Origin of the sequence: Paenibacillus sp. FSL R7-0204 (assembly GCF_038002225.1) — a bacterium.
GTDB lineage: Bacteria > Bacillota > Bacilli > Paenibacillales > Paenibacillaceae > Paenibacillus_AQ.
In genome coordinates this window covers 4,716,511-4,728,894 of the sequence record NZ_JBBOCA010000001.1, presented here as the reverse complement: position 1 = coordinate 4,728,894, position 12,384 = coordinate 4,716,511, and the positions used below count along the sequence as shown (strand labels likewise).

14 protein-coding genes are annotated in these 12,384 nt (G+C 53.3%); 11 read left to right on the top strand and 3 right to left on the bottom strand.

The window, feature by feature from the left end:
* Positions 1 to 39: 39 nt before the first annotated feature.
* The 4 genes from MKX42_RS20975 (at position 40) to MKX42_RS20960 (ending at position 3,941) form a co-directional block, all read left to right on the top strand.
* On the top strand, positions 40 to 1,665 hold the full coding sequence (locus MKX42_RS20975; protein WP_340754263.1) for a glycoside hydrolase family 9 protein: 1,626 nt from the start codon (positions 40 to 42) through the stop codon (positions 1,663 to 1,665).
* Positions 1,666 to 1,685: 20 nt separating this feature from the next.
* Complete coding sequence (locus tag MKX42_RS20970) at positions 1,686 to 2,372, top strand: HAD family hydrolase (protein WP_340754261.1); 687 nt, start codon at positions 1,686 to 1,688, stop codon at positions 2,370 to 2,372.
* 19 nt (positions 2,373 to 2,391) lie between these two features.
* Positions 2,392 to 2,943 (top strand): YfiT family bacillithiol transferase, encoded by a 552-nt coding sequence (locus MKX42_RS20965; RefSeq protein WP_340754260.1) that lies wholly within the window; start codon positions 2,392 to 2,394, stop codon positions 2,941 to 2,943.
* Between the two features lie 224 nt (positions 2,944 to 3,167).
* The gene (locus tag MKX42_RS20960; RefSeq protein WP_445669336.1) at positions 3,168 to 3,941 is read left to right on the top strand and encodes a cupin domain-containing protein; all 774 of its coding nucleotides are present in this window, start codon (positions 3,168 to 3,170) and stop codon (positions 3,939 to 3,941) included.
* Between the two features lie 91 nt (positions 3,942 to 4,032).
* Here the strand turns inward: MKX42_RS20960 and MKX42_RS20955 are convergent, their stop codons facing one another.
* From MKX42_RS20955 to MKX42_RS20945, 3 genes are all read right to left on the bottom strand, one after another.
* Complete coding sequence (locus MKX42_RS20955; RefSeq protein WP_340754257.1) at positions 4,033 to 4,431, bottom strand: MerR family transcriptional regulator; 399 nt, start codon at positions 4,429 to 4,431, stop codon at positions 4,033 to 4,035.
* A 35-nt stretch (positions 4,432 to 4,466) separates the two neighbouring features.
* Positions 4,467 to 5,921 carry an alpha/beta hydrolase family protein gene (locus MKX42_RS20950; protein WP_340754255.1) on the bottom strand — a complete coding sequence of 485 codons (1,455 nt, stop codon included), beginning with the start codon at positions 5,919 to 5,921 and terminating at the stop codon, positions 4,467 to 4,469.
* A gap of 175 nt (positions 5,922 to 6,096) precedes the next feature.
* Entirely contained in the window at positions 6,097 to 7,089 is a 993-nt protein-coding gene (locus MKX42_RS20945) for an acrylyl-CoA reductase family protein (RefSeq protein ID WP_340754254.1), read from the bottom strand.
* A 135-nt stretch (positions 7,090 to 7,224) separates the two neighbouring features.
* Between MKX42_RS20945 and MKX42_RS20940 the strand changes: the two genes are divergently transcribed.
* The 7 genes from MKX42_RS20940 (at position 7,225) to MKX42_RS20910 (ending at position 12,353) form a co-directional block, all read left to right on the top strand.
* On the top strand, positions 7,225 to 7,716 hold the full coding sequence (locus MKX42_RS20940; RefSeq protein ID WP_340754252.1) for a hypothetical protein: 492 nt from the start codon (positions 7,225 to 7,227) through the stop codon (positions 7,714 to 7,716).
* An 81-nt stretch (positions 7,717 to 7,797) separates the two neighbouring features.
* Positions 7,798 to 9,204, top strand: a complete 1,407-nt coding sequence (locus MKX42_RS20935; protein ID WP_340754250.1) for an NAD-dependent malic enzyme — start codon at positions 7,798 to 7,800, stop codon at positions 9,202 to 9,204.
* Between the two features lie 168 nt (positions 9,205 to 9,372).
* A complete protein-coding gene (locus MKX42_RS20930; RefSeq protein ID WP_340754248.1) occupies positions 9,373 to 9,912 on the top strand; it encodes an AAA family ATPase in 540 nt (179 codons plus the stop codon).
* A gap of 28 nt (positions 9,913 to 9,940) precedes the next feature.
* Positions 9,941 to 10,378 (top strand): hypothetical protein, encoded by a 438-nt coding sequence (locus MKX42_RS20925; RefSeq protein WP_340754246.1) that lies wholly within the window; start codon positions 9,941 to 9,943, stop codon positions 10,376 to 10,378.
* A gap of 12 nt (positions 10,379 to 10,390) precedes the next feature.
* Positions 10,391 to 10,960, top strand: a complete 570-nt coding sequence (locus tag MKX42_RS20920; RefSeq protein ID WP_340754244.1) for a histidine phosphatase family protein — start codon at positions 10,391 to 10,393, stop codon at positions 10,958 to 10,960.
* A gap of 37 nt (positions 10,961 to 10,997) precedes the next feature.
* On the top strand, positions 10,998 to 11,441 hold the full coding sequence (locus MKX42_RS20915) for a GNAT family N-acetyltransferase (protein WP_340754242.1): 444 nt from the start codon (positions 10,998 to 11,000) through the stop codon (positions 11,439 to 11,441).
* A 12-nt stretch (positions 11,442 to 11,453) separates the two neighbouring features.
* A complete protein-coding gene (locus MKX42_RS20910) occupies positions 11,454 to 12,353 on the top strand; it encodes an alpha/beta fold hydrolase (protein ID WP_340754240.1) in 900 nt (299 codons plus the stop codon).
* Positions 12,354 to 12,384 lie beyond the last annotated feature (31 nt).

The window sequence follows — 12,384 nt, the reverse complement described above, 5'->3', positions numbered from 1 at the left end:
ACATATACATACAGGAGTTATCGAGGGAGCGACTACAGGATGAGTGACAAGCGTCTTCGTACCATTGCAGTGAACCAGGCGGGTTATTCAAGCGGAGGAGATAAGCTGGCTATGTTCTCCGGGGACACCCCACTTTACCATATAATTGACATAGCAAGCGGAAATGTGGTATTCACTGGACAGACCGGGTCTTATATTGAGGATAAGCCCAGCGGCTGCCGTGTGTGCAGCGGAGATTTCTCGGCGCTTACCTCACCCGGGAAGTACCGGATCGAGGGGGCGCAGGGGGAGCAGTCCGCTGCATTTGTTATTGCAGACAAGCCGTATCAGGAGCTGCAGCGGGGATTGCTGAAAGCCTTCTATTACTACCGCTGCGGCTTGGAACTTGAAGGAGAGTATGCGGGAGCCTGGGGGCATAAGGCCTGCCATCTGGCAGAAGGTACAGTCATCGGCCAGCCCGGGTTGAGACAAGACAGCAGCGGAGGGTGGCATGATGCAGGAGACTATGGAAAATACTCCGGGCCTGGTGCGAAGGCCGTAGCGGATCTACTTTTGGCCTGGGAGCTGTATCCTGCGGCATTTGCCGGTGTACATACACTGCCGGAGAGTGACGGCAGCCTGCCGGATGTCCTGCTGGAATGCACCGTGGAGCTGGACTGGCTATTCAAAATGCAGGAGTCCGGCAGCGGCGGGGTATACCACAAGCTGACTACAGCGCATTTCCCCGGACTTGATGTGATGCCGGAGGAGGATACTGCGGAGCTGTATTTCTCGCCGGTCTCTGCGGCTGCTACCGGGGACTTCGCCGGGGTGATGGCTATGGCGGCACGGATTTACAAGCCGTTCGATGAGGCATATGCGGCGCGGTGTCTGGAAGCCGCACAGGCTGCCTGGAGCTGGCTGACTGCGCATCCGCATGTGCCGGGCTTCACCAATCCGCGCGGGATTACCACGGGGGAATATGGCGATAAAGTAGACAGTGACGAGCGCTTCTGGGCAGCGGCGGAGCTATTCCGCACGACGGGAGATGAACAGTTCCATAGTGCAGCTCTTGAGCTTGCCAAGCTGCCGTTCCCCAAATACAGCTTCGGCTGGGGGGATATGGGCGGCTATGGCACACTGGCTTATCTGCTCATAGGGGAAGCAGGCACGGAGCCATCTCTCTATGCAGAGCTAAGAGAGGGCTTGTTGGCAGAAGCAGAGCGCCTGCTGCGGCAGAGCCGTCATGACGGCTACAGAATCTCGCTGCTGGAGCAGGATTATATCTGGGGCAGCAATATGCTGGTCATGAACCATGCCATGCTGCTGCTGGCAGCGGAACATTTCAGCGGGGAGCAGGAATATGCTGTTTGTGCTCTGGATCATCTGCATTACCTGCTGGGCCGCAATGTGCTGGGGATCAGCTATGTGAGCGGGTTCGGCGAACATGCAGTCATGTATCCCCATCACCGCCCGTCTGCGGGCGATCATGTGCTTGAGCCGGTTCCGGGCCTGGTGGTTGGCGGCCCGGACCGGGGACTGCATGATGAATATGTGAAGAAGCATTTGCGGCGCAAACCCGCAGCCCAGTGTTACGCGGATCACGAGGACAGTTATTCCACGAATGAGGTGACGATCTACTGGAATTCACCGGCAGTGTTCGTGACGGCGAGATTCAATAGCTGATCAGATAAGGAGACGGGTCCATGCAGTCATTCAAAGTGATTAGTCTGGATATGTTCCAGACCCTGGTGAATATTGAGAGCAGGCGGGCAGCGGTCTGGAGGCCGATTCTCCAGCAGAATTTCAGTGAAGCAAGGGCACTGCAGCTCGGCAAGCAATTGCTGGGCCGTTATTATGCCGCAGCCTGCGAAGCCCGGGAGGCGGGTACTTTTATCAGCAGCAGAGAGATTTATTACAGAGGGTTTCAGAGCGTATTCCAGGAGTCCGGCTTGGATTATGATTGTGAGCAGGCAGTGGATAACCTCTTCGCACAGCACAGGCTGTCTGAAATGTACGATGACACCGAGGCCTTCTTACAGCGCATATGCCGGGATTATCAGGTATGTATTGTAAGTGATACTGATGATCTTATGCTTCCTGAGTTCTACCGGAATTATCCAATCTTACTGTTCACTTCGCAGACGTATCAGTCGTATAAGAATGACACGCATAACCGTATGTTTACTGAGGTGATAGCCCATTATGGGGTGGAGCCGGAGCAAATTATCCATATTGGAGACTCTGCGTCAGATATTCTTGGAGCGGCCAGAGCCGGAATCAAGTCCTGTTGGCTCAACCGGAACGGTCAGCCCTGGGAGCTTGAAGTCAAGCCTGATGTTACAGCGGGAACACTGGAAGAGGCCTATGGGCTGATATCCAATGAACAATAACAAAGGAGCTGTGAGCGAAATGAACGACAATGGGGAAGAGCAGGAGCTGGAGTTGTTAAAATACCCGATTGGAAGATTCGCCGCTAAGGGGAACCGGACAGCAGAAGTGCGGGAAGAATCAATTGCGGTCTTTAAGCATTTGGCAGAGGAGCTACGGGCAGCCGTTGAGCCTCTAACGAGTGAACAGCAGCATACCCCTTACCGGCCGGGCGGCTGGACCGTGATTCAGGTCGTACATCATCTCGCCGATACGGGTATGTATGCGTACCTCCGCTTCAAGCGGGGGCTGACGGAGGAAGCACCGCTGGTTCCAAGCTACAGACAGGATCTGTGGGCGGAGCTGAGCGATTCTTCCAACGAACCTGTGGAATCCTCACTCCAGCTCATCGGACTGCTTAACCGCAGATTCGCGAACTTACTGGAATCCTTGCAGCCAGAGGATTATGACCGGACCTTCGTAAGCGGCGGTCTTGGTGAGATGACACTGGATACCGCAGTGGAGAGGTACATCTGGCACAGCCGCCATCACATCGCCCAGATTACAGCATTGATCCAGCGAAGCGGCTGGTAAAGGACAACTTTGGTTTACCATGAACAGACGGAGAGGGTGTGTACCCTCCGTCTTTTTATTTTGTCCGGGACAAGAAAGGAGCTGGAGGCCCAGTCCAGCTAATTATTCGGCTTAAGGGGCAATTTTACTATACGGCGGAGCTATTCATCGTCACCTGGGCATGGGCGGATACATATCCTATAAGCAGAACGATAAAAACGGCCCCGAGGAAAGGACGGATATGTGTGACCTCTTATATGGACTATACGTCGCCCAATACACAGTTTACGTTTGATATGAACGGCAACACCTTATTCAAGAAGGATGACTGCAATTATATCAACGTGCTGGGCATCAAAAATCTGAACACCCTGGAGAATACCTCGCTGCTCGATATCTATCTCAGCAGATCCAATGTAGTCGAGCCGCATTATCATCAAAATGCCGCTGAGCTGGTGTATTGTATCTCGGGCGCGGCTGTGGTGTCGCTGATTAACCCGTTTACCAATGAACTGTTGCATTTTCCGATCACTCCGGGCCAGGTTGCCAATGTGCCGCAGGGCTGGTGGCATTATGAAGTGGCCACGATGGATTGCACCCATCTGCTGGCGATCTTCGATGCTCCTACACCGGAAGTTATCCTCGGCTCGGATCTTCTGAGCCTAACTCCGGCTAATGTGCTGGCACATACCTACTGCCTGAATGAAGCGCTGGTTAAGGAAGCACTCGCTCCGGTGAAGCCTCAGACCTTCATTGGTCCGCCTGCGGATTGCTGTCCCCCTGTGAAGGCGGCAGCCGAGAATATGAAGGGAGCCCACACCGCTCCTGTCAATATGGCGCCGATGATGGCTAATGTGAACATGCCGCCTTACATGCACCAGCAACAGGCTCCGCAATCCTTCGGCTACCAGCCGATGGCGGTGCACGGTTATTGTGCTCAACCGTATGCCCAGCCCTACCGCCAGCAGCACTACTTCCAGGCTCCACCGCAAGCTGTGCATGAGGCTGGAGCCGAATAACAGAAATCCACACAGCACAAACGGCAGCGTATTCTGTGTATGCAGAATGACGCTGCCGTTTTTTTGTAAGCTAAGAAGGGGTTCCCTGCGTTCAATGTTTCTGATCTGGAACCTGGAAGGAATGCAGATAATTCTGAATATCCTCCTGCGGGGTCTCGAGCAGACCGGCCAGCATACTTTGGATAGCATACAGGGAGGCAACCTTTTCGTCGATTTCGGTGATTTTGTCGCGGACGAGTTCCTTCAAGGTGTCTTCATCCATCTTCGAGCCGAGCAGGGCAAGCGCCGCCTGGATTTCTTTCAGTGAGTAGCCCAGGGACTGGGCATCCTTAATGAACTTCAACTTGACCAGAACATCTGCAGAGTAGATCCGGTATCCCTTAGCGGTCCGCTCCGGGGCGGGCAGGATGCCGCTGTCTTCATAGTAACGGATGGTTGCTGCACTCAGCCCTGCCTTCCGCGCCAGCTCACCACGGGTCATTCTCTTCATCTGGCATCCCCTCCTGTATTCAATATCTATCTGTCTTATGGTCTCTTGTGCGTGTAAGCCGGGTCAAAGGTCACTTCCGGGTATTCGGCCGACGGACCGTTCAGCAGTGTCTGCGGCTCATCTAGCAGATACTGATCGAAGAACGACCGGACATAGGCTCTGTTTATATCTACAGTATGCACCGGATCAAGGCCGTTGGCGAATAAGGAGGGTGACAGCAAGGCTATATCCGTAAAACTCTGGTGAATGAAATGATCCACCGTCAGATAATAGGTATCCCTGGTGCTGCGGCTCATGACCGACTTCAGATCCGGTGTAAATTCTTCATAGATCAGGGGCTCTGTGCTCGCTTCAGGATGTGCAAGATGCTGAGCACTCGTTCCGGACATCATGTACATAAAAGGCTGCGTCAGCCTTTCATGGGCAACCTTGCCCCAGAACCCGCCCTCCAGACTGACACCGGCCTTGAACCGCTTGTCCTGGGCTAAAGCTTCGGCGGTTGTCGCCCCGCCATAGGAATGGCCGAAGATCCCTGCACGGCTGAGATCCAGCCTGCCTTGGAACAATCCATTCGGGTCTTCGGTATTCCAAGCCGTCAGGGTGTCCAGCACAAAGCTGGCGTCTGCTGCACGGATGGCAATTCCGCTCACATTGTAGTTGTAGAGCTCTGCGGAAGTATTGAACTTCGGATCAGGCACGTAGTAGACCGAAGCGCCGTCCGGGTAAGTGACCTTGGCTGAGGTATAAGGATGATCGATCCCAACGACAATATAGCCGTGGCTGACCAATTCTTCGATAATCGACATACTCTGGAATCGGGTAGAGCGGATTCCCGGCGAGAACAGCAGGACCGGATAGCTGGGTTCTTGTGCCGATAGCTGCACTCCGTCTGTAACATGTGTAGGAATATGGGTGACATGACTGAATAGCTGCTTCGGCAATCCGAATACAAGGCTGATCGCTTCACCCAGTGCAGAGGGGTAATGCTCCTTAGGCTTATCCTCAGTCTGGTCAGGATCGGCTGGATACCATACATTGACCATCAGCTTACGTTTGCCGCCTGCTTGCGGAGTCAGTGTCTCTTCACGCTTCTCGTCGGTCAGCTCCCGCGCTATTGTACCGATGGCATAGGACCCTGTGGGTTCTGGCAAGGTGAACATCGGCAGCAGTCTGGACGCATAGACGGATACTCCTGAAAGAAGGAGGACGAGTATAAGCAGCAGACTCTTCCATAGCTTCGCATACCGTTTAGGCTGGCCCGTCCGGGCACACTTCATAAGTCTGAATCCTAGTATGGTCAACAGTCCCAGCGCTGCGGCGTAGGCCGGAGCCATCTGGATACGATAATTCTCGAGCACCCCATGCAGCAGCACAGCTATAACGACAACCAGCAGCATGAGGGTATCCAGCCTCCGGTTTTTTTTGGCCCCTATCATTCCTGCTTTAACAGCCGGAATTACCACAATGACTACAATCTCAAATATTCTCATTTGTACTCCCTCCAACTCTATTCATCTGGAACAATTCGAGTATAAAGGTTGAAGTATGCTTCAAGGTCAAGGCCTAATTTATGATGCCGGGCACATATGCAAAAAAAAGACGGCAGCCCGTTCCAGATTCGGAAGCGAACTGCCATCGATACTGCTACACTCTCATCAAGTGTGACTAAGATAAGCGGACAAGCACGCGGCCCCGGGTGCCCGACTGGAGAATATCCTGAAGCGCCGCAGGCAGCTCAGTAAGGGGAATCTCGCGGTCCACCAGCGTATCCAGCATCTCCGGTTTCATGTCACCTGCCATGCGCTGCCAAAGCTTGACCCGTTTCTCCATAGGGCAAGCTACGGAATCGATGCCGAGCAGACTGACTCCGCGCAGGATAAACGGCAGGACGGTGGTCGGGACAGCGGTGCCTGCGGTTAAACCGCTTGCGGCCACTGCGCCGCCGTAAGCGGTTTTGCTCAGGACCGCAGCAAGCGGGGCGCCCCCGACTGAATCTACTGCGGCCTGCCAGAGCTGCTTGTCCAGCGGCTTCAACGCACTACCAGCAACCTCTTCGCGGGAGATTACCTCAGCAGCACCCAGCGCCTGCAGATAACCGGCTTCATCTGTTCTGCCGGTACTGGCAGTGACCTGATAGCCCAGCTTCGCCAGGATGGCGGTTGCCGCACCTCCGACACCGCCGGTGGCCCCGGTGACGAGCACTTTTCCCTGATCAGGGGTCATGCCTTGTGCTTCCAGTGCCTGTACAGACATTGCCGCCGTGAATCCGGCTGTGCCGTAGATCATCGCTTCCCGCAGCGTCAAGCCTTCCGGCAGTTCAATAACCCAGTCCGCAGGGATGCGGGCGTATTCACTGAAGCCGCCGAAGTGGGAGACGCCGATCCCATAGCTGGTGGCAATAACAGACTGGCCTTCGCGGAAGCGGCTGTCCTTCGATGAGACTACCGTCCCTGACAGGTCAATCCCCGGAATGAACGGATAATTTCGCACAATATTCCCATTCGGGATGCTTGCCAGCCCGTCTTTATAGTTTACACTGGAATAAGCTACCTTAATTAACACTTCACCGGCGGGCAGTTCCTCCAGGGATACCGGTCTGATCTCAACGGAGAATGGTTCTGTCTTGTCCACTACCAATGCTTGAAAAGGGTTAGTCATATCTTCTCGCTCCTAATCCGTGCTGTATTTGTTCTTAAATAAGAATCCATAGGCTTCGCGCCATTACTATTGTGCCCGTTCAACTTCAGAAACACAATGATATCCTACACTAACTGGCTACAAAGGAGAGTTCATATGAGAGCGGAAATACGTAAAACCGTGCTTACCACAGCAATCTTCCTCGTTCTGGGCGGGGCAGCACTATACGGGTTTGCAGCATCTGATTCCGCCCCGGCGGTACACCGGCTGCGTCTAAGTGAGGACGAGCCCGTGCGGTATTTGCAGGGGCTTGCGGCTGTGACTCTGGATCAGCTGGAGCTGACGCTTGGCGATCAGAGCCGTCCGGGTAATTATATCAGTATTCCTAACCATACAGAGCTGCTATGGAGGAAGCCTGTGCAGACACCGGCAGGCCAAGGGGAACTGATCAAGTTCATCCAGGAGGGGAGTGCGGTCTATCCAGCCCCTGAAGTTACTTATTATTGGCTCTGTTATCAGCGTCCCGGCAAGAGAGCGAGCGATGATACCGTCACCTACTATATAGAAGCGAAAGTATTGGGGCAAGATGAAGAGGCTGCGGAAGCAGAGCTGCTAGAGCTGGCTGAGAACTGGGAAATTCCCGGTTAACCCGGATTTAATTGTGAACAACAAGTGAACTGTAGTATATTGAGGGTAGAATTCATTCGTCTGATGAGGGAGGCATACTCTATGTCCATTGCAACAACGATGATTATCCGGCTTGAAATCCGTAAGGCCGAAGCTTCTTTTGGCGATGTGGCGTCCAGGCTGGCAGCAGCCGGCGGCGATATTGTAGCGATTGACGTTATACGTGGCGGCAAGGATGTGACGACCCGTGACCTGACCGTGAATGTGCAGGATGCGGCGAATGAAGAGATTATCAGCGTGCTGAAGAATATGCCTGGAATCAAAGTCATCAATGTCTCCGACCGCACCTTCCTGGCCCATCTTGGCGGCAAAATCGAGGTTACCCCGAAGATGCCGATCAAGAACCGGGAGGATCTGTCACTGGTGTATACCCCCGGTGTGGCCCGAGTCTGCACGGCGATTGCCGAAGATCCGTCCAAGGCATATTCCCTGACGATGAAAAGAAATACGGTAGCCGTCGTCACCGACGGCACCGCTGTGCTGGGGCTTGGCGATATCGGACCGGAGGCGGCGATGCCGGTGATGGAGGGGAAGGCCATGCTGTTCAAGCAGCTGGCGGATATTGACGGGTTCCCGCTGTGTCTGGACACTAAGGACCCGGAAGAAATCATTCAGATCGTGAAAGCGGTTGCTCCCGGCTTCGGGGGCATTAATCTGGAGGACATCAGCTCGCCGCGTTGCTTCGAGATTGAACGGCGGCTGTCAGCGGAGTTGGATATTCCTGTCTTTCATGATGATCAGCACGGAACGGCCGTAGTTGCGCTGGCTGGTCTGCTGAATGCGCTTCAGGTTGTGGAAAAGTCGATTGCAGACTCCAGAATCGTAGTCGTCGGCATCGGTGCCGCTGGCGTATCGATTTGCCGTCTGCTGCTGGCGGCTGGCGCGAAGCAGCTCTACGCGGTAGATAAGGAGGGGATACTGAACCGGAACGCTTCCTACACCAATGCCGAATGGAGCTGGCTGGCCGAAAGTACGAATCCCGAGAATCTGAGCGGAGGACTGGATGAGGCGGTGCGCGGAGCGGATGTCTTCATTGGCGTATCCAGGGGAGGGATTTTGCAGGTAAGCCATCTGCAGAGCATGGCCCAGGACAGCATCGTGTTCGCTATGGCTAATCCGACCCCGGAGATTGAACCGGATCTGGCCGAGCCTTACGTCCGGGTGCTGGCAACCGGCAGAAGCGATTACCCTAACCAGATTAATAACGTGCTGTGTTTTCCGGGGATTTTCCGCGGAGCGCTGGACTGCCGGGCGAAGACGGTGAATCTGGAGATGAAGCTGGCAGCGGCGCAGGCCATTGCATCGGTGGTTCACCCGGATGAACGGAATGAGCAATATATTATTCCGAGCATTTTCAATGAGAAGGTTGTGGAGCAGGTACGTCTGGCTGTAATTAAGGCAGCTATCGCTACCGGCATCGCCCGGCGCATTCCGCCGGATGTGAGCTGAGGAGCGGGCTGGGCATCTGGAGGGTGAAAGGCAAACAAGCTGTGGCCTGGGGCTGCGGCTTTGTTTGCGTCTGCGGGTCCTTCAGAGACAGGCTACGCTGTTTAAATATAAGGAGAAGCATGGTAAAATATACAAATGGATACAATGATTCATCATTCAGGAGGGCTTATGTACCGCAGAATTCATATTATGGGAGCTTCCGGGGCCGGGACGAGTACCCTGGGTAAAGCGCTGGCAGCGAGGCTTCCGCATGTTCAATTGGATAGTGACGATTATTTCTGGGAGCAGAAGTACAGCAGGCCAAGTGATGTAACAGAGCGTCTAAGTAGATTGCGGGCTGACATGGCGCAGAATGAGCCATGGATTCTGTCCGGTGCGGTTTGCGGCTGGGGGGATTCGCTGCGGGACACCTTCGATCTGGTGATTTTCCTGTGGATTCCTGAGCAGGTCCGTCTGGATCGGCTGCGGGCGCGGGAGTATGAACGATACGGTGATGAGGGTCTGCCGGGCGGAGATAAATATGAGGATGTACAGGAGTTCATGGTTTGGGCGGCGCAGTACGATACGGCAGGGCCTGAGGTCCGCAGCCGCACGCTGCATGAGGATTGGATGGCTGGGATAAACGGCGAGCTGTTGCGGCTGGAAGGGGATTTTACAGTGGAGGAGCGGGTGGAGGCAGTACTGCAATTCCTATCCCGTTCAAGCTAATTGAATCTGTGGGAAAAGGGGGCTGACCATGAGGAAGATACTGCGTGTGCTGTTGCTTCCTGTAATTCTGCTACTGCTGCTGACGTCCTGCAATACAGAAACGACCTATTTCAACTATACGTTCAAGGGCGAGGGGGACACCTGGTCAGGTGTCTATAAGCAGGAGGCAAATGAGAAGCTGATTACTAAAAAGAATAAAGTAACCAGTGAAAGCTCCAAGCGGTATAACTTAGTACTGCGTTACAAAGGCGACCAGTCTGATCTCGAAACGATTAAACAGATGAAATATACGTTCAAAGCTAAGCATAGCAGCGGCAGCCAGACTATCGAAGGGCCTGTTGAAGTAGCTATGCTGAAAATGGGTGCCTCTGGAAATGGATCTGCTGAGAAAGAGGACTCCGTCATTAAAGTCACTGCCGAGTGGGACGGGAAGAGTGAGGAGTTTGAGCTGAAGTATGAGAAGTAGGGGATTAGGAGATTGAAGCTGGGACTGATTAGGCATTTCAAAGTAGATCTTAAACCGCAGCGGACTTGGCTGACAGGGGAACAATTCAACCAGTGGGTCCAAGAGTATGAATTAGCACCTATTCAGGCTCCTGAACATGAGATAGGCGGGCAGCGCTGGACACTTTGTCTGTGTAGTGATCAGGAGAGGGCGGTACTTACGGCAAGTTATTTTGAGGCTCGAAAATTTGTGTATACAGAGCTATTGAGGGAGATTAGTGTAACTGCACCGCGGCTCAAGACAATTAGACTTAGCGGACTGCGACTGCCGGTTAACCTATGGCTTGTGCTTGGACGTTTGTTCTGGTCGGTAGGTCATTCTTCTCAAGCGGAGAGCAAAGCAGCTGTTCTGCGGCGAGCGGATAAAGTAATTGACTCCCTGCTTATTGATGATGAGGCGTCTGCGCAAGAAGGCTGTGTACTAATTGTCAGTCATGGTGCGTTCATGAAAATTCTAGACCGCAGGCTCCGGCGCAGGGGCTACGAGGCAGAACGGATGCGTTACCCACGTAATGGTCAAATATTTATGTATGAAATGAAGTAATTGCACCACAACAATATGAACGCGGAGGCGACCTGCTATGGTAACCATCGAACAAATCGAAATAGCATCACTGGAAGCTTTGAACACACTCTACGATGAATTAATGGGCGGAAGGGCGGACCCGGTGAAGCTGGAGAAAGCCTTTCGGACAATCCGGGAGGATGAGCGGTATGTGCTGCTGGGTGCTTTTGCCGACGGGGAGTTGCTAGGCTCATTGATGGGGATCGTCTGCCAGGACTTGGTGGGGGATTGCCGTCCGTTCATGGTGATTGAGAATGTGGTCGTATCTTCGCGCGCACGGCGGCAGGGGCTTGGCAAGAAGCTGATGACTGCGATCGAAGATATTGCGCATGAACGGGACTGCTACTACATCATTTTCGTGTCGGGAGAGAAGCGGAAGGAAGCGCATATTTTTTATGAGGCGATGGGGTATAGGGAGGAAAAGGTCGAGGGGTACCGCAAGCATCTCAGCTCGCATTAGGGTGGGACACATATGATTCAGGGGAAACTTACAAGTGTAGGAAATCATAAGTTGTATCACAGTGTTATTGGTGAGGACAAAGGCTTTCCTCCAGTAGTGTTGGAGCATGGTTGTGGTTCTTCCGCGTTGTTCTGGTCGCTTGTTGCTCCTGAGGTTGCTAAGCTCACCCAAGTTATCGTATATGATCGTGCAGGCTATGGCTGGAGTGAGCCAGGACCGTTCCCGCGTACCAATGAGCAGTGTGTAACTGAGTTGTATGAGCTGTTGCAGCTATCTGGAATGGAAGGTCCTTATCTAATGGTCGGTCATTCCTATGGAGGTTTAAATGTAAGGCTGTTTGCCGGGAGATATCCAGAGCTAGTGGCGGGAGTGGTGCTGGTAGATTCGATGCATGAGGATGAAGTTACAGCACGATTTCCGCAAGAGCATGTGAAGGGGCAGCTTTTGGCGGCGAGGTTCTATCGGGTGCTGGATTTGCTGTCCAGAACCGGATTGTTAAAGGTCTTATCCGCATTGAGAAGCTTCCCCGGTTTCTCTGCTGCCATTAAGCCTTTTTCGAAGCAGACGCAAGCGCTGTTATGGAGATTATCCTTTCAAAAAAAGACTATAGCGGCCATGCACAGCGAGTTCTCTAATGTTCAGCCCGGCTATGATCAGGTTAGGGAACTGAAGCAAACCGATATTCCATTGACCGTTATCAAATCGGAAATAGTCAATGACTTCTATCCGGGGACTCCGGAAGATACGAAGCGGATCATAAGAGAGAAGCTGGGGAAAGTGGCAAATGAGCTGAAGCATACCTCCACTAATGGTCACCTGGTTGAAGCACAAGGCAGCGGGCATAATATACATATAGAGAAACCGCAGGTTATTATCGATGCAATAGAGCAGATGCTTGGAATTCTTACTTGATTAATTTGATGTAACATAGCTGTATGCCAAC